The following is a 17,855-nucleotide window of genomic DNA, read 5'->3' as shown; positions in this document are numbered from 1 at the left end:
ATACAGTACGAAAGGGGAAGAAAATGCTTAGTTTATTTGGTATTGTGGTTGGTCTGGCTCTGTTTATCCTGTTGGCCTACATAGGTTACAACACGATCATTGTGGCCATTGCCGCCGGTATGGTTGTAGCTGTCTTTGGGGGCATGAATCCATTCTCACTGCTGTCGGAAGCATTTATGCCAAAGGCCGTAGGTTTCATGCAGGGCTATTTCCTGATTTTTCTGTTCAGTGCGTTGTTTGCGCGCTTTATGGGGGATTCGGGCGCTGCTCCCTCCATTGCCATCAAGGTGGCCCGCATTGCAAAAAGGGCAAAAAACCGGAATGTACAGCGGTGGCTGGCAGTTATGGTACTGCCCATCATCCAGCTGATCCTGACTTACGGAGGCGTAAACGTATTTGTTGTTGTGTTTATTCTGGTTGCCATTGCACGATCCCTGTTTAAGGAACTGGATATACCATGGTGGATGTACTCCTGTTCCTGTCTGGGTTCCTCAACAGTGACCATCGGTATGCTGCCCGGATCCCCACAGATCCAGAATATCATACCCATTGAATATTTTGGCTCCACCACAATGGCTGCTCCGGTCCTTGGGATCCTGTGTTCACTGCTCACATTCGCCCTGGGTTCAGGATATATCTGGTGGCAGTGCAAGCGGACCAACCGGAAGGGGGAGAGCTTTCTTCCCACAGGAGAACTGATTGACAAAGAGCAGCTGGTGGAAGTTAAGGTAGATGATGAAAAGCCTTTATGGCAGTGCCTTCTTCCCATGATCGTTGTGATCCTTGTGCTCAATGTGTTAAAGATGTCCGCGGTTATCTCCCTGTTCAGCGGATGTGTGGTCGCATGGCTGTTATATGATCCCCGCAAGCAGGACCTGAAAAAGATATTTTCCGGCGCCATGCCTCAGGCCATCATGCCTCTGATCACGGTGTGCTGTGCATCGGGATTTGGCGGTATCGTATCAGCTGTTCCTGGTTTTCAGGCCATTGTAGGCAGCCTGGACGCCCTGGGCACCAATCCCCTGACCATTGTTCTGGTAGTGAATGTATGCGCCGGCATCTGCGGCTCCGCATCCTCCGGTGAGAATATTGCCCTTCAGAACTTTGCCGACCGTTTTATCGCCACCGGGATCCCGGCAGATCAGCTGCACAGGCTGGTTGCCATGTCCTCCATTGGCCTGGATACCCTTCCCCACAGCGCGGGTGTCATCACCATGCTGTCCACCACAAAGCTGACCCATAAGCAGGCATATATCAACAACTTTATCCTGTCCCTGGTGCTCCCTATTGTGATGGCATGCTTTGCCGCACTGCTGATCTCCATGGGTTTCTACCTGTAAACACAGTTACATATAAACACAGCTGCATTTCCATAACGGGGATGACATTCCCGGCAGGAATAAAAAATGGAACGCATGGCTCCCTTGCAGAGGGGCTGGTGCGTTCCATTTTTAAGCGTTTCATTGTTATACTGCCTGTAAAAGCCGGGCGGTCATGTTCCGGAAAAACGGGGAGCCCTTTTTTCCAGGAAGGCATAGACGGCCTCCGCATGGTCAGCCGTGTGGGTCAGCCGGTCCACATAATCCGATTCCATAGCCATGCACTGGTATAGGTCCGGATAGAGGATGCGGTTGACGGCCCCTTTGATCTCGCGGTAGGAGACTGCCGGCCCTGCGGCCAGTTTGGCTGCCAGAGCGTTTACTGTCTGCTCCAGATCGCCTGCAGGCACGGCCTGTGTGATAATATCCAGCCTGGCCGCCTCCCCGCCGGTAAAACGGCGTCCGGTCATAAAAAGATCCGTTGCCCTTGCCGGGCCCACGCGCCGCATAAGCATGAGAGAACTTCCCATGTCCGGGGCCAGTCCTATATTGACAAAGGCAAATGTCATCTTGCAGCTTTCATCGGCAATGGAAAAGTCGGATGCCATGGCAATACTCAGGCCGCCGCCCGCGCAGGCTCCTTCGATCCAGCTTACAACCGGTTTTTCTATCTGGCGGATGGCCAGGATCAGACGGTTAAAACCAGCCATGTTTTCCTTTGTCTGGGTTTCGGGCCTCAGACCCCGGGCGTAACAATCCACACGTTTTTTCATGGAAGTGATATCACCGCCTGCACTGAAATACCCGCCTGCACCGCGGAGCACGACCACCCGGACATCCGGGTTGAACCGATAGGATTCCAGTGCCTGGCAGAGTTCGGACGCCATGGCCTTGCTTAGGGCATTCCTCTTTTCCGGGTCATTCAGGATAATGGTCCCCACCTTATCCTTCAGGGAAGTAACAATATAGTGGCACATAGGAAGACCTCCTTTTCTTTAAAGTGTACTCTCGGAGACTTCGAGAGTACACTTTAAGGGAATCTTAGCGTAAAACAAGGGGAAAGCATATGGAGGAACATACGAAAATCGGGTGGGGAACAGAGGGTGTTCTTTGTGCAAAATCGCATAGATAATTTTTTGACAAATTGATAGAGTTATACCATAACCACAGACTCTGTGAACGTATAAGGAGGGGACTATGATAAAAACAAAATTTACAGAAATGTTCGGGATTGAAAAGCCCATTGTCCAGGGAGGAATGCAGCATCTGGGAATTGCTGATTTTGCATCGCTGGTGAGCAACGCAGGCGGCATGGGGACCATGAACATTACCTGTTATCCTGGTATTGATGAGTTCCGCGAAGATATCATCAAGATGAAGGAACTGACAGACAAACCATTTATTGTGAATATTTCCCTGGTGCCGGACCTGACCAAGGGCGAGGAGATTTTTCAATATATTGATGTGTGTGCCCGGGAACAGGTGGCTGCCATTGAGTTTGCAGGCGCGTCTCCGGTAGAGTTCATGCCCGCGTGTAAGGAAGCGGGGATCCGGATCATCCACAAAAGCCCAAATGCAAAGGTGGCGGCCAGCATGGCGAGAAAGGGCGCGGATGTGATAACCATTGCGGGATATGAGGTTGCAGGCCATCCAAGCCTGGATGGGATCGGGACATTTGTGATCGCCAATAAGGCGGCTGCGGTGTGCGGGGAGTACGGCGTACCGGTGCTGGCAGCAGGCGGAGTGGCGGACGGAAAAGGGCTGGCGGCGGCTTTGGCCCTTGGAGCCCAGGGCGTGGTAATGGGTACCCGGTTTGTGGCAACAAAAGAATGCCCTATATCGGATAATCACAAGCAGTGGCTGCTGGAACATACGGAAAAGGATACGGTCCTGGTACAGAAATCCATCCACAATGCGGCCCGTGTTGCCAATAATCTGGCAGCTAAACTGACACTGGAAATGGAAGCCAGGGGCACCACGCTGCAGGAACTGATGACGGTGATCTCCGGCAAGCTCAGCAGACAGTGCTATAAAAACGGAAATATTGACGGCGGTATCTACGCACTGGGACCGGCAATGGGACTGATCCGGGACATCAAAACGGTTCAGGAACTGATGGATGGAATGGTGGACGAAGCAGAAGCAGTGATCAACGGCTTGCGATCAGGCATCTGCTAGTCTATGAAATGGGATAAGGAGACGATCAAGCATGGGAGAGAGTACAGATTACAGACCATTGGAGGGTATTAAGGTGGTGGAGCTTTCCACCATGGTGGCGGCCGGTTCCTGCGGCAGGATGCTGGCGGACTGGGGAGCAGAGGTGATCAAGGTGGAAAGCGCGGGCGGGGATATGTTCCGGAGTTTTCCAAAGACATTTTTTGTACCGTGCACCATGGATGAAAACCCGCTGTTTGACAACCTGAACGCGGGAAAAAGAGGCATTGTGCTGAACTTGAAGACACAGGGGGGAATGGATGCCATGCACAGGCTGCTGGCAGATGCGGACATTTTCCTGACCAATACAAGGCCCAAGGCCCTGGAACGCCTTGGACTGGACTATGCGTCCCTGAAGGAGGCATATCCAAAGCTGATCATGGCTAATGTAAATGGCTTTGGGGAAAAGGGACCCAAAAAGGATAATCCGGGATTTGATACGGTTGCATTTTGGGCAAGTTCCGGCTTTAACGCTGATATGATGGTGGACGGACCGGACAGCTACCCGGTGTACAGCTCCGCCGGGCCGGGGGACATTGTAACGGCCATGGGCCTGTGTTATGCGATCACCGCAGCCCTTTATAAGAGGAGCCAGACCGGGCTGGGGGATCATGTGTCCAGTTCCCTGTACGGCACAGCCCTGTGGTGTTTCCATATAATGGCAGTTGCCACGGAGAAGCAATATGGTTACACTTATCCCAAGACGCGTGAAAACAGCGCGCCTACAGGGGCGCCCTTTCGCACCAAGGACAATGAGTGGGTGATGACCACCATCCTGCAGATAGAGAAGCAGTGGCCGATTCTTTGCAACGCCCTGGGAGTTCCGGAACTGGGAACAGACCCCAGGTATAACACGGCCATAAAGCAAAGGGATCCGGAAGTGAGAAAGTATCTGATGAAACGCTTTGAGGAGATTTACAAGACCAAAACAGCGGACGAATGGTGCAGGATCCTGACCGATGCGGATATTGTAAATGACAGGCTTGCACACTATAAGGATATGGAGACCAGTGAACAGGCATGGGCCAATGAGTATATCCATGAGGTGACCTGTCCCAACGGCAAAAAGTCAATTCTTGTCCGCCCTGCCATGCGCAGTGAAAAAATGGGGATCCCCCAGTGGAAAAGAGGGCCCATGCTGGGTGAGCATACAGAGGAAGTTTTGAGGGAATACGGCTATACGGATGAACAGATCGAAGAGATGAAAAAAGAAGAAGCGGCCGTCCAGCTGGATGTATCCGGCTATCCCCACCTGGATCAGTCATCCATCCTTCCGGATGGGATGACCGGCTTTTCAGATGGCGGGCAATCATAAAATTGTCTTGGCGGGATATGGCAGCGGTGTTCTGCAAAGATACAGGAGTTTGACATGGAGAAAAAGTTCGAGTCATTCATAGGTATTTTCAAAAAAGCAATGGAGGAGCATCCGGACAAGACAGCGGTGATCGTGGATGACAGGAGGCGCACCTATGGGGAAATTTTTGAACATGCAGCAAAGATAGCAGGCCATCTCAGCCGCTGCAATATCAGGAAAGGGGATCCGGTTGCAATCATCTCCGTCAACCATGCTGACTATGTGGAGACAGTGCTTGGATGTATTATGGCAGGGGCCGTGGCTGTAAAGCTTAACTGGCGTCTGGCTGCCCCGGAACTCCATTACCTGCTGTCCTTTAACCATGTAAAGTATATGTTCTTCCGTTCCGGGGATGCGAAGATCCGCGGGGAGATGAAGGAACTTACATTCTCGCTGTGCCCTGCCATGGACATGGACCTGATGGACAAAATCCTGGAACAATGGGAACCTCTGGAGGAGTTCGTAAAACGGGATGACGACCATATACTGATGCATCTGCACACCAGCGGCACCACCGGTTTTCCAAAGGTGGTGCGCTATACCAACGGGGAGTTTTTAAGGCAGATGGAATCCTGCATCGGTTCCCTGCTCTTTGAGAGCAGCACAATTTTCCAGATGATGAGCCAGATGTTCCACTCCGCCAGCATGGGGACCTATGCATGTCTTGCATGCGGCGGTACTGTTGTGGGGTTTAGCAGATTTGATCCCGTCCGGTATATGGCCAGTGTTGAAGTCAACCGGGTGACCAGGTTAAGCGCGATTCCCACAGTGCTCACAGCCCTTCTGAATCATCCGGATCTCGGCAGATATGACATGAGCAGCATACGTATGATCAGCTACTCCACCTGTCCCATGCCCCCGGAACTGATACGGCGCGCCATTGACCGGTTCCACTGTGATTTCCAGCAGTCATACGGGATGACGGAAATGTGTTCCATTGTGACGATCCTGTCCCCGGAGGATCATCTGCGCTGCAACATGCGGTATCTGAACTCAGTGGGCAAACCCATTGCCGGACATGAGGTGAAGATCGTCCATGAGAACGGCGGGGAGTGCAGCGCGGGAGAGGTCGGGGAAATCTGCGTAAAAGGTCCCGGCATGATGAAGGACTATTATCAGATGGAGGAGGAGACCATGGCGTCCATCAGGTGCGGATGGTATCATACCAGGGATATGGGAAGCCTGGACAAGGAGGGATACCTGTATGTGCGTGGCAGGAAAAATGATATGATTATATCCGGGGGAGAGAATATATTTCCACTGGAGATCGAGAATGTGCTGAGCACCCACCCTGACATTGCGGAGGCTTCCGTGATGGGTGTCAGGGATGACTACTGGGGGGAGGCGGTCCACGCCTGTGTGATCCTGAAGCATCAGGGAACGCTGAACGGACAGGACATCCGCGACTACTGCCGCGGAAAGATCGCCGGATATAAAATTCCCAAAAAGGTACATATCTATGAAGAATTTCCCCGGACAGCCACCGGAAAGGTGATGAAGGCAGGGCTGGTTGAACGGATCGAGAAGGAGACGGGGAGTTGAGGGAGAGATAGGAAGGGGGCAGATGGCGCTATTTTAGTTTGGCCTTTTGCCGGAAATGATCCCGGCGGTTTCTGTCTATTATTATAACAGTTCAGGACGGCTCATCTTCTTGGCCGTCCTGAACTGTTGCCTATTATTTATTGTATTCAGGCGTTCTTTTTTCCAGGAACGCATTGACTGCTTCTGTAAAATCAGACAGGCGGGAAGCTGCTGCAATTTCTTTTCCCTCATCTACGGCAAAATCAGCCAGTCCCCCATAAAAATATTTTTTAATAAGACGCTTTTGGCCTGCATGGGCGGCGCTGGACTTTCCGGCAAGCTTTGACGCCAGATTGTAGGTGGTTTCCTGCAGCCTGCCCTCCTCGGCCAGAAGAGTGGCAAGCCCCATACGGACACAGTCCTCCCCGCGGCAGGCGTCCCCGGTCATCATCAAAAGCTCTGCCTTGTCAGGACCGATAAGGCGGATCAGGTTATAAATGCTTCCCGTATCCCCGCAAAGGCCCATGTTTACAAAGGCCATGATCATTTTGCTGGAGGGCGCCACCACCCGGAAATCACAGGCAAGGGCGCAGCTTAAGCCTGCACCGGTGGCCACGCCGTTGATCATGGCAATAACCGGTTTAGGGCATTCGCGGATAGCGATGGACATGTTACCCGCATCAGCTACACTGTCCCCGTCCAGATACTCTTTGCTGTCTATGAGTGCCTTAAAACGTTTGATATCCCCTCCTGCGGAGAAGTGCCTTCCCGCCCCGGTGACGACAATGGAACCCACATCCCTGCGGGAACCCAGGTCCTTCATGGCGTTTGCTATTTCCACATAGGATTCCCTGGCAAATGCGTTGCTGTATTCCGGACGGTTCAATGTCACGGTGGCGATCCTGTTTTTTACAGTTACAAGAATGGTCTGATAATCCATGGCTTCCTCCTATTAATTAAACATCTATTCCAAATTCTTTAAAGATAGCTTCGTTGTCAGCGCCTATGGGGCGCGCCTGCTGGGCTGCGGGCATGTCCATGCATCCCATTTTAACCGGGGGTACGGCCAGTGTGACGGCATCCCCGTTGGGGTAGGTGATGGGACTCATGTAGCCATTGACCAGGGCCTGTTCACTGCTGTGGTTATCCTTAAAATGTCCCAGCTCGCTGGCAATGATATCTGCGTCCACCAGCTTGGGAAGGATTTCGTCAGCATTTTTCCCGGCAAAGCATGTTTCAAAATAGCGGATACAGTCCTCCCGGTTTTTAGGGTCAAAGGTGGCCTGTTTGGTGCAGAACCGGGGATCTTCCATGATCTCCTCAGCCCCCACGGCCAGGCAGAAATCCTTCCAGTACCGTTCGTATTCATTGACCACCGGAAGGATCCAGCGGTTATCTTTGGTTTTGTATGGAACCCCCATGGGTCCGCCCTGGTACCGGCCCCGGGGCCACTGGTAGCCAAACTGGGTCCCTGTGGACATAACGCTGAAAAGCCACATGGCAGCCCCGTACAGGGAGAGGGATACATAATCACCCTTGCCGCTCTTTTCCCTTGCGTACAGGGCGGTTCCGATGGCGCCGGAAAGGATGGTCCCGCAGATCAGATCCCCGAAACCCATGGGAAGGTAAACAGGGTAAGCCTGGTCGGAATCCACCATCATGTCCTGGATAAAACCGCCTGTGGCAAACATGGCAATGGCGTCAAAACCCGGATAATTGGTCTTTGGCCCCTTTTCCCCGTAGCCCAGCAGCACTGCATAGATGAGCCCGGGGTAACGTGACTCTAAACTGTCATAGTCCAGGCCCATTTTCTTCAATGCCTGAGGACGGTTATTGCTGAGAAATACATCAGCTTTTGCCAGGATTTCATGAAATATTTCCATGTCCCTGGGTTTCTTTAAATCCAGCATTAAAGCTTCCTTGCCTCCGTTTAAGGTGTCATAGATTGGGTTTTCCTCGTCTGTGGCAGGTGCAAAGAGAGTGGGGCCGAACGTCCGCTCCACATCTCCTCTGGGGGATTCCACTTTAATTACACGGGCGCCCTGAGTGGCCAGGATACGTCCGCAGGAAGGGGCCGCAATGTAGGTTGACAGTTCTACAACGGTAATGCCTTCTAAAGGTTTCATAGGTTTAGGTCCTCCTTATTTTAGGGGTATAAAATGATGCATACCAACATGTTTCTACCATTGTATCAAAACAGGAAAAAGGAACAAACTGTAATTGCTCCAAAACCGGGTTTGTGAAACAGAGCGCAGATTGTGCACTACAACCACAGAAAAGGAGAAAAGAAAACTTAAGGTTAAAAAGCACAAAGAGAACGGACGGCGGAGACGCATTTTTTGGAATTTATGAAGGTGAAACATGAAGGGGTGATGATATAAAATGTTAGCATACTTAAAGTATATTCTGATAGGGAAAGGAGGATTTGTTGTGGAATATGAAAATTTTAAGCTGGAGATAGATGAGCAGGGGATTGCTCTTTTTACAGCGGACCGGCCGGAAAAAATGAACGCGCTTAATGATAAGTCATGGGCGGAGATAAATGATTTCTTTTTTTGGGCGGATCAATCGGACGAAGTAAAGGTTGTGATTATCACAGGGGCGGGCAGCAAGGCATTTATTGCAGGTGCGGATCTAAATTCCCTGAAAGTGAAAAAGCCCACGGATTGCCTGGGCGGAGCGGGGCAGAAGGCGTTAAACAGGATCCAGAAATGCTCCAAGCCGGTCATTGCGGCGGTAAATGGATATGCCTTTGGAGGGGGATGCGAAACAGCTATAGCCTGTGATTTCCGGGTGGTCTCGGAGAACGCGTTGTTTGCCTTGCCGGAAACCGGACTGGGCATCCTTCCCGGCGCCGGCGGCACCCAGAGACTGTCACGGCTGATCGGACTGGGAAGGGCCATGGATGTGATCCTTATGGGCCGGAAGATCGGGGCCGAGGAGGCCGTTGAGATCGGGTTGGCCACCAAATGTGTGCCGCAGCAGGAGCTGCTTTTGGAGGCAAAAAAAATGGCGGGCAAGCTGATCGCAAAGGGGCCGGTGGCGCTCCGGATTGCAAAACAGGTGGTGATTGCTTCCCTTTCCAGCAGCCAGGAAACAGGGGAACTGCTGGAGATGCTGGCGCTGAGCACGCTCTGCGGCACGGAGGACAAGATGGAGGGCGTATCTTCCTTTTTGGAAAAACGGACGCCTGATTATAGAGGAAAATAAAACAGTAGAGGTGAAATTATATGAATATTCTGGTTTGCATTAAGCAGGTGCCGGACACGACTGAGATCAAGATCGATCCGGTAAAGCATACTTTGATCCGTGAGGGCGTGCCAAGTATAGTCAATCCTTTTGACGCATGTGCCCTTGAGATGGCGGTCCGCTTAAAGGAAAAAGAAGGCGGGAAGGTCATGGTTGTCAGCATGGGGCCGGCCCAGGCCAAAAATGCGCTTAAGGAATGCCTTTCAGTGGGGGCGGATCAGGCCTTTCTGGTAACGGACCGGGCCTTTGGCGGCTCAGATACGCTGGCTACCAGCTATATACTGAGCAGGGCGGTCAGGGCAGTGGAACAAAAGACAGGGGAATCTGTGGATGTGATCTTTTGCGGCAAGCAGGCCATTGACGGGGATACCGCACAGGTGGGGCCTGAGATGGCAGAGCATATGGACCTTCCCCATGTGACACTGGCAACCGGCGTGGAAATGGCAGATGGAAAGCTCCGGGTGCAGAGGGACACGGATGAGGGCCATGATATCATTGAGGTGGACCTTCCCGCCCTGGTCACTGTCACCAAAACCTCATACGATCCCCGTTATCCCTCCATTAAAAGCAAGATGGCTGCAAACAGGGCGGTTATCACTGAGATCACAAACAGCGATCCTGATATGATCTGTGACCAGGAACGGCTGGGGCTCAATGGTTCCCCCACAAAGGTAAAGAAGACCTTTACCCCGGACCAGACTAAGAACGGTGTTATCATCAGCAATGAGACAGGCCCGGATGCTGCTGCCAAACTGGCCGCCATGCTTAGCGATGCCAAGATTATTTGAGAGGTGTAGGGATTATGAGTGAGTTTAAAAACAGGGATATATGGGTGTTTATCGAGACAGATGAAGGAAAGGTAAAAAGCGTGGGACTGGAGCTTTTAAACCCCGGCCGCATGCTGGCGGATAAGTCCGGTGAGGAACTGGTGGCAGTGATATTGGGCCGGGATAATGAGGAAGCGGTTGCCCAGGTCCGCCAATACGGAGCGGACAGGATCATCAGCGTGGAAGGGCCTGAGTATGGGAAATACAGTTTTGACGCATATACATACGCCATGGCCGAGCTGGTCCAAACCTATGGGCCGTCCGCCGTCCTGATCGGCGCCACCAACAATGGCAGGGATTTTGGACCGCGCCTGTCCTGCAGGCTGCGCACCGGGCTGACCGCGGATTGTACCAGCCTGGACTATGATGCGGAGAGCGGCAATGTGGCCTGGACAAGACCTGCCTTTGGAGGCAATCTCATGGCAGTTATCATGTGTCCCAATACGCGTCCGCAGATCGGTACAGTACGCCCCGGCGTATTTAAGAAGCTGCCGGTGGATCAAAAAGAAGTGCAGGTCATCAGGGAGAACATTTCCGTGCCGGCAGAAAAAATCCGTACAAGACTGGTGGATTCCGTGCGGGAAGCTGCATCAGGCATTGTCAATCTGGAGGATGCCGAAATCATAATATCCGGCGGGCGCGGCATGGGCGGACCGGAGAATTTTAAGCTGCTGGAGGAACTGGCAGGTGTTCTGGGAGCTGCCGTAGGCGCATCCCGCGCTGCGGTAGATGCAGGGTGGATCGGCCATGCCCGTCAGGTGGGACAGACCGGAAAGACCGTGGGACCCAAGCTGTACATTGCATGCGGTATCTCCGGCGCCATTCAGCACCTGGCGGGCATGTCGGGATCCGATTGTATAGTGGCTGTTAATAAAGATCCGGAAGCCCCCATTTTTAAAGCGGCTGACTATGGCATTGTAGGCAACCTGTTTGAGGTGCTTCCGGTCCTCACAGAAGAAATCAGAAAATTAAAGGCGTGATCCTTATTCATAAAAGCTGATGGCTCCGTTTGACGGTGCCTCGATCGCGGGAGCCGGCTGGATGTGCCCTGACTGCAGTTCCAGGATCTTAAAGGAGATCAGAAGTCTTAGGCGCACATCCGGGTCGTTCAGATCCAGGCCCAGGATCTCCTGGATCTTGTTCAGCCGGTAAATCACGCTGTTGCGGTGCATATGCATGATCTTGGCAGTGCTGGATATGCTCCTCTCGGTCAGCAGATAGTTGCGCAGGAGTGCCAGGTTATCATACCGATCTTCCGCCGGATCACTGAGAAGGGCCAGCTTCTGTACGGACATATCCTCCAGAGCGTACCGTTTTTTATAATCATCCAGCATCTCATAGATATAATAGTGGGAATAGAAGTAAATACCTGTCTCGGGGTTTAGCATCATGCCGTATCTTGCGGCTGTAACAGCCTGGCGGTAGGCGATATTCATCTTGAGGAGAGGAAAATTGGCAGTGGAGAATCCTGCATGTCCCTGGCATATTTTTAAAAGCTCCCCGAATTCATCAAAGGATTCATTGATCTCCTCAATCAGTCTCAGGCTGGAAATATCCCCCTTCAGAAGGAGGAGAACGGACTGATGATACAGAAGGACCCGGAAAAAGGGAAACTTCAGACAGGATCTCAGCCTGTTCATGATGTAGTCGGCCTGGGGAAGCACGAATTTATCCCACTGTATGACACAGAGCCGGTAGGAAGCGTCCAGGGGAAGGCGCAAGGAGCGGGCGCGGTCTTTCAGGAAGGTTTCATCTTCGCGGGTATGGTCAATGAGATCTGCCATAAAAACCTCCAACGGGGTGGGGGTGGATGCGTTTTCGCCGCTGTTTTCCAGATAATATTTGCGCACCTTGCGTGCAAAGTAGGAAAACAGCTGGAACTGAGCCTCAGTGGGCTCATCCTCAATAAAATAAATGGTGATAAAGCCGAGGAATATGCCGTTGTCCGCATGGGTGGAAAGCACCATGAGAGGACAGTCCATATAGTTGGGCGGATAGAGGACGGTCGGGGTGGTATATTTGATCCCATTGGCCTGATAGCCCATGCGTGCCAGACCGTCCGTCATGTCCTTGGAGTAATAACCGTTCTTCAGGATCGCATTAATACGCTCATGGGAAGGCGAGGAAGGCATGCTTCCTGCGATAAGGTTATAGGATGAATTTACCATTATGATCGGATTCTTACCAAAGAACCGGGTGCCAATGGAGATGATGGTCTGATAGTCCTTTTTGGCAAGGATCGCCATTTCCAGATCGCTGCTCCATTTCCGGATCTCGTCAAAGCCCGTATACAGCCGGTTTGCCACAGAGGCCAGGGAATAGAAATCTGGTATGATGATCAGGTTGGAATCGTGCCGCTCCGCCAGGGGGAGGATTTCATCCCTGGAACCCATGCAGACAATACAGGTCATCTCCCAAAAAGAGGGGTCCAGTGTCTGCACCTGCTTCCATGTGCCCACATAGAGAACGGATTCGTCCGGTGAGATCGGGATATCATCCAGCAGGTGGATCTGCCGGAAGGAAAAAGAAGCGCTCTCCGGGATCAATGATTCTGGTTCAAATGGTTTTAACAGATCAAGAATAATGCTTTGTGCTATTTGCATAATGCCCCCCCTTCGGCTGCTGAAAAAAACAGGACGTTTGTGATTAATAATATCAGAAAAAGATAGAAAATTCCATATAAATTTGTATTTAAGACAGGCACCTTCAGTGTATGGTTATTTTAACCACAAAGGGCGTAGGAAGAAAATGGCTTTTTTGTAGCCCGCACCGTAGGTCACATGCAGTTGTTCTGTTATGATAAGGACAAAGCGGCAGGCTTTATTTCACTTTAGGAAAGGATGGTAACAGTATGGTAGATGTAGCAGCAGCGGGATTGGTATTAACTGGTGAAGACAAGGAGATCGTGGATATGGTCCATGATTTTGTGATGAAGGAGGTCCGCCCAAAGGCCGCTGAGCACGATATCAGCGGAGAGCTGGACTGGGATGCATACAACAAAGCGTTTGAGATGGGACTGATCTGTGCGGACCTGCCTGCGGAGTATGGCGGACAGGGGCTGAGCAATGTGACCGCTGCATGGATACGTGAGGAATTAATGTATGGGGATGCAGGATTCGGACTGACCTGCGGAACAAATAATCTGGGCATCAAACCCGTTCTTCTGGCCGGAACCGAGGAGCAGAAGAAGTGGTGTGTGGACATACTTACAAGTGACAGGCCGGGCAGAGATCCGCGCTGGCCCCAAAAGCGCAGTGGTTTTGCCGCATTTGCCCTGACAGAGCCTGATGCGGGATCTGATGCGGGGGCTTGCAAAACCTTGGCGCAAAAAGTCCTGGACGGGGACGGCAGTGTAAAGGAATATATTTTAAACGGCCGCAAGTGCTTTATCACCAATGCCTGTTACGCGGATTTCATGTGTGTGGTCGCCTCCGTGGACCGTTCCCTGGGATACAAGGGACTGACCATGTTCCTGGTTGACGCCCATCTTCCCGGCGTAAGCATTGGCAAACATGAGGATAAGATGGGAATCCGCCAGTCCGCCACCTGTGATGTGATATTTGAGGATGTACATATCCCGGCATCGGCTCTGATCGGCAAGGAGGGGGAGGGATTTAAGATAGCTATGAAGACCCTGGAGCAGGGCCGCGCCGGTGTGGGCAGCGGCTGCGTGGGTATTATGAAGGCGGCCAAGGACGTCTGCGTTAAATATGTCCAGGAACGGGTGAGCATGGGCAAACCGATCTATAAGAACCAGGCGATCGGATTCAAGATTGCGGATATGGAGATTGCAATTGAGACCAGCCGGGCCATCGGCATGAAGGTTGCGGCCCTTTTGGACGCAGGGGACCCGTCTGCAGCCACGCTGGGCCCCATTGCCAAGTGCTACTGCTCAGATGCCCTGAACCATGTGGTGACAGAGGCGGTCCAGATCCTTGGCGGTTACGGCTATATGAGGGATTACCCGGTGGAAAAGCTGATGCGTGACGCCAAGATCTTCCAGATATTTGAGGGGACAAACGAGATACAAAGGGTAGTGATCAGCGGCAATGTGATCCGCGCTAACAGAATAAAATAAAACTTGCCTGGTACTGCGTTGCATGAAAAAATACGCTTAAGGGGAGGAAAGAGAATGCTGAATGAATCTGCCGTAGGATTATCCCTGAAACAGAAGTTTACATACTCCTGGAGGGACCTGATCTTATATAATCTGAGTGTGGGAGCCGGGCAGGATGAACTGGACTATGTCTATGAGAAGGGGCTGAAAGCAATCCCCACATTTGGTGTAATCCCCTGTGCCGGGACATTTGGGATGGATCCCTATGATCCCCAGCCACAGATGCCAACCAGGATGATCCCGGGACTGCGCACGGACGGAACCCTGCACATGGACCACAAGCTGGTACTGCACAAGCCCATAGCTGTTAAGGGGGCACTTATGATCGAGAAGGTGATCAGCGCTGTCTATGACCGGGGGGAAGGCAAGGGCGCCAAGATCCAGGTGGATGTGATCGGAAGGGATGAGAATGGTGAGCCTGTATTTACCAACACCATGGGCTATTTAAACCGCTGGGCCGGAGGATTTGGCGGGCCGAAGGCAGCCTGCAGCACGGTGGAGATTCCGGATCGGAAACCGGATCATGTGTGCAGGAATGGATATCCACTCAATGCACCGCTGCTGTACCGCCTGACCGGGGACACATACCCTCTTCACGCGGACCCGGAATTTGCCGCAAAATGTGGGTTTGAGAGGCCGATCATCCATGGGCTCTGCAGCCTGGGATATGCCTGCCGTATGATGGTGGGAGCTTTATTTCCCGGGGAGCCGGAGCGCATGGTTTCCATTGAGAACCAGTTCAGGAGCGTTGCCATGCCGGGAGAATGTTTTTCCCTCCACATCTGGGAGACCGGATCCGGGAAGGCGGTATTCCGTATGGTAAAGGATACGGATGGGAAGGCGATCCTGGATTTCGGGCAGATGACCTGGGTCTGACAGATGGATAATATAAAACGGAAAGGCTGGATACGCAGTGAAGACTGCAGTCCGGCCTTTCCTGGAAACAGACGGCTCATCAAGATTTATTCAGTCATGCTGTTTGACCGAATGTTCCGCCAGGAGAGCCTGGATCTCATCATTCGTATAACCCAGCTCCCCTAATATGCCCACCGTGTGTTCACCCAGCATGGGGCCGCGCTTAAATGGGGGAAGTCCCATGCGTTTGCTGTTCAGGCAGCTGCGTACCAGGGCGGCCTCCTGCCCGTTGGGATATTTCATCTGATAGATAAAATCATTGGCCAGCGCCTGGGGATCGGTCAGTATGTCATCATAGCGGTACAGGATCTCGCAGCAGAGACCGGCCTCGCCAAACAGGCGCTTCCATTCCTCGGCAGTCTTGGCCGCAAAAATCCCCTCAAACCGTCTGATCACAGGGCCGCAGACCTCCACACGATTAAAGCTGGCACGTGACGCGTACAGCGGATCATCCGCCATGTCATCGGCCCCCAGCAGTTTGTAGAAGACCGGCGCGTCCCGGCTGAAGTTGACGATCTGGGGCATGAACCACCGCCCATCGCTGCACTTGAAAGGCGCTCCAAATGGACTGGAGTCTTCACGGCGTTTGGGAAGGCGGAAGCCGTACTGGGAACCGGAAACCAGAATATTGGCAAGCCATACCGCGGTTCCGTACAGGCTTAAGGATACGCGGTCCCCTTTTCCGGTCTGGCGGGCGGCCAGTACCGCAGACACGGTGGCGGCCATCATTCCCATTGCGCAGGTCACATCCCCAAACCCCATAGGCATGTACACGGGATATGCCTGTTCATTGTCCCCATAGATACTCTGGCTGAACAGGAATCCGCCCCTTGCCCAGAATGCCGTGTTGTCGTATCCGGGGCGGGAAGCTTCATCGCCCTTTTCCCCATATCCGTCCAGCTGGCTCATTACCAGTTTTGGAAAACGGTCCTTCAGACTGTCGTAATCCAGACCGGATTTCTGCAGGGTACTTGTGCGCAGGTTTGTCAGAAATACGTCCGCTTGTTCCAAAAGCCGGAACATGACTTCGCGGCCGGATTTGGTTCCGGTATCCAGGCTGATGGCCCGCTTGTTGGCATTCAGGTTGTCAAACAGGGGATCAAAATCATCATCAGCCGGAGCTCCGATCCCCAGAGGCCATTTCCGGAACGTGTCCCCTCCTTTGGTATTTTCCACCTTGATGACATCCGCTCCCCAGTCTGCCATCATACGCCCGCAGGATGCAGATGCCACCATCAGGGATAACTCCACAACCTTCACACCTTTTAATGGTTTATATTGCTCCATACAACTCCTCCTTTATGTACGTTCAGATAGGTTAATCTTATACAAATACAGGAGGAAAAACAATTGCCATGGAATACAAAAGATTTTACCGGTTTTGCTGAAGATTGTGGTTGTTTTAACTACAAGATACAGAATTGCACCAAATAAAGATGTTAAAGAGAAAAGGAGAATGAATATGCATTACTCACCTGTAAATGAAACATGCCCTTTATCGTTAAATCCGTTTAAGGCCTGTGTGGCGCCCCGGCCGATTGGGTGGATTTCCACGGTGAGCAGGGAGGGTGTGGATAACCTTGCGCCCTTCAGCCAGTTCCAGAACCTGTCCTATGATCCTCCCATGGTAATGATCGCCGTAAACCAGGGCGGGGATGAAGATGCAGTGCGCCGAAAGGATACGGTAAATAACATTGAGTCCATGGGCTGCTTTGTATACAATGCAGTACCCTGCGAATTGAAGGATGCGATGAACATTACAGCCTCAGGGTTTGGGCCGCAGGAGGATGAGTTTGAAAAGGCCGGCCTACACAAGGCTGACAGCGTGCGTGTGGCTGCAAAGCGTGTGGCGGAATCTCCCATCCAGTTTGAATGTGAGTATATGCAGACCATACGGATTCCGGGGAGGACTGCAGGGGGAAAGGGGACCGTGGATATGATTATCGGGAGAGTGGTGGAGATCCATGTATCAGATGAGATCATTCTCCCGGACGGAAAGCTGGACTATAAAAAGCTGCGATTGCTTGGAAGGGCTGGATACTGGGACTACTCGGTGATGGAGGACACATTTTCCATGCGGGTCCCGGGTGTCAGTGCAGCGCGCATGGCCGCGATGGAGGGAAGGCGTCCTAATGAGAATGGCAGGGATTAGAAACGGAGACAGGGTATGCTGAGTTTTGCTGGCATTGTTGTGGGACTGGCGCTGCTTGTGGTATTACGCGCCTTGTCCGGAAGGGATTTATATATTCCCTTTACATTACTTTTACAGTACTCTGGTAACATAGATCCGATATTTAGGATATGATGGTCCCATAAGCAAAAATCCTGGCAGAAGCGCT

The 17,855-nt window shown here is 52.2% G+C and carries 15 protein-coding genes; 10 read left to right on the top strand and 5 right to left on the bottom strand.

Annotated features, from left to right (window positions below; all coding sequences use genetic code 11):
• The first annotated feature begins 23 nt into the window (after positions 1–23).
• Positions 24–1,340, top strand: coding sequence for a GntP family permease (locus tag HMPREF9469_RS12145; RefSeq protein WP_007862308.1), 1,317 nt, complete (start codon positions 24–26; stop codon positions 1,338–1,340).
• Positions 1,341–1,492: 152 nt separating this feature from the next.
• Here HMPREF9469_RS12145 and HMPREF9469_RS12140 read toward each other — a convergent pair whose 3' ends face one another.
• On the bottom strand, positions 1,493–2,296 hold the full coding sequence (locus HMPREF9469_RS12140; protein ID WP_007862307.1) for an enoyl-CoA hydratase/isomerase family protein: 804 nt from the start codon (positions 2,294–2,296) through the stop codon (positions 1,493–1,495).
• Between the two features lie 220 nt (positions 2,297–2,516).
• Here HMPREF9469_RS12140 and HMPREF9469_RS12135 point away from each other — a divergent pair, with 220 nt between their 5' ends.
• The 3 genes from HMPREF9469_RS12135 to HMPREF9469_RS12125 are packed head-to-tail and all read left to right on the top strand — an operon-like array spanning position 2,517 to position 6,429.
• On the top strand, positions 2,517–3,497 hold the full coding sequence (locus tag HMPREF9469_RS12135; protein ID WP_007862306.1) for an NAD(P)H-dependent flavin oxidoreductase: 981 nt from the start codon (positions 2,517–2,519) through the stop codon (positions 3,495–3,497).
• 31 nt (positions 3,498–3,528) lie between these two features.
• On the top strand, positions 3,529–4,848 hold the full coding sequence (locus HMPREF9469_RS12130; protein ID WP_007862305.1) for a CaiB/BaiF CoA transferase family protein: 1,320 nt from the start codon (positions 3,529–3,531) through the stop codon (positions 4,846–4,848).
• Positions 4,849–4,902: 54 nt separating this feature from the next.
• Positions 4,903–6,429 carry a class I adenylate-forming enzyme family protein gene (locus HMPREF9469_RS12125; RefSeq protein ID WP_007862304.1) on the top strand — a complete coding sequence of 509 codons (1,527 nt, stop codon included), beginning with the start codon at positions 4,903–4,905 and terminating at the stop codon, positions 6,427–6,429.
• Between the two features lie 133 nt (positions 6,430–6,562).
• On the opposite strand, the gene HMPREF9469_RS12120 is transcribed toward HMPREF9469_RS12125, so the two are convergent.
• Positions 6,563–7,348, bottom strand: coding sequence for an enoyl-CoA hydratase/isomerase family protein (locus HMPREF9469_RS12120; RefSeq protein ID WP_007862303.1), 786 nt, complete (start codon positions 7,346–7,348; stop codon positions 6,563–6,565).
• 16 nt (positions 7,349–7,364) lie between these two features.
• On the bottom strand, positions 7,365–8,534 hold the full coding sequence (locus HMPREF9469_RS12115) for a CaiB/BaiF CoA transferase family protein (protein WP_007862301.1): 1,170 nt from the start codon (positions 8,532–8,534) through the stop codon (positions 7,365–7,367).
• Between the two features lie 304 nt (positions 8,535–8,838).
• On the opposite strand from HMPREF9469_RS12115, the gene HMPREF9469_RS12110 reads away from it, so the two are divergent.
• Genes HMPREF9469_RS12110 through HMPREF9469_RS12100 form a run of 3 tightly spaced genes read left to right on the top strand, consistent with a single transcriptional unit; the run spans position 8,839 to position 11,464 of the window.
• Entirely contained in the window at positions 8,839–9,618 is a 780-nt protein-coding gene (locus HMPREF9469_RS12110) for an enoyl-CoA hydratase/isomerase family protein (RefSeq protein WP_007862300.1), read from the top strand.
• Between the two features lie 20 nt (positions 9,619–9,638).
• The gene (locus tag HMPREF9469_RS12105; protein WP_007862299.1) at positions 9,639–10,445 is read left to right on the top strand and encodes an electron transfer flavoprotein subunit beta/FixA family protein; all 807 of its coding nucleotides are present in this window, start codon (positions 9,639–9,641) and stop codon (positions 10,443–10,445) included.
• A gap of 14 nt (positions 10,446–10,459) precedes the next feature.
• The gene (locus tag HMPREF9469_RS12100) at positions 10,460–11,464 is read left to right on the top strand and encodes an electron transfer flavoprotein subunit alpha/FixB family protein (RefSeq protein WP_007862298.1); all 1,005 of its coding nucleotides are present in this window, start codon (positions 10,460–10,462) and stop codon (positions 11,462–11,464) included.
• 3 nt (positions 11,465–11,467) lie between these two features.
• Here the strand turns inward: HMPREF9469_RS12100 and HMPREF9469_RS12095 are convergent, their stop codons facing one another.
• The gene (locus HMPREF9469_RS12095; RefSeq protein ID WP_007862297.1) at positions 11,468–13,087 is read right to left on the bottom strand and encodes a PucR family transcriptional regulator; all 1,620 of its coding nucleotides are present in this window, start codon (positions 13,085–13,087) and stop codon (positions 11,468–11,470) included.
• A 248-nt stretch (positions 13,088–13,335) separates the two neighbouring features.
• Between HMPREF9469_RS12095 and HMPREF9469_RS12090 the strand changes: the two genes are divergently transcribed.
• Both HMPREF9469_RS12090 and HMPREF9469_RS12085 read left to right on the top strand, forming a co-directional pair.
• Positions 13,336–14,562, top strand: a complete 1,227-nt coding sequence (locus HMPREF9469_RS12090) for an acyl-CoA dehydrogenase family protein (protein WP_007862296.1) — start codon at positions 13,336–13,338, stop codon at positions 14,560–14,562.
• Between the two features lie 54 nt (positions 14,563–14,616).
• Complete coding sequence (locus HMPREF9469_RS12085; protein WP_007862295.1) at positions 14,617–15,477, top strand: MaoC/PaaZ C-terminal domain-containing protein; 861 nt, start codon at positions 14,617–14,619, stop codon at positions 15,475–15,477.
• Positions 15,478–15,567: 90 nt separating this feature from the next.
• Here the strand turns inward: HMPREF9469_RS12085 and HMPREF9469_RS12080 are convergent, their stop codons facing one another.
• Complete coding sequence (locus HMPREF9469_RS12080; RefSeq protein WP_007862294.1) at positions 15,568–16,803, bottom strand: CaiB/BaiF CoA transferase family protein; 1,236 nt, start codon at positions 16,801–16,803, stop codon at positions 15,568–15,570.
• 175 nt (positions 16,804–16,978) lie between these two features.
• Between HMPREF9469_RS12080 and HMPREF9469_RS12075 the strand changes: the two genes are divergently transcribed.
• Positions 16,979–17,668 (top strand): flavin reductase family protein, encoded by a 690-nt coding sequence (locus tag HMPREF9469_RS12075; RefSeq protein ID WP_007862293.1) that lies wholly within the window; start codon positions 16,979–16,981, stop codon positions 17,666–17,668.
• The last annotated feature ends 187 nt before the right edge of the window (positions 17,669–17,855 follow it).

The organism is [Clostridium] citroniae WAL-17108, from assembly GCF_000233455.1.
GTDB lineage: Bacteria > Bacillota > Clostridia > Lachnospirales > Lachnospiraceae > Enterocloster > Enterocloster citroniae.
This window is presented reverse-complemented; position numbering and strand designations above follow the sequence as displayed.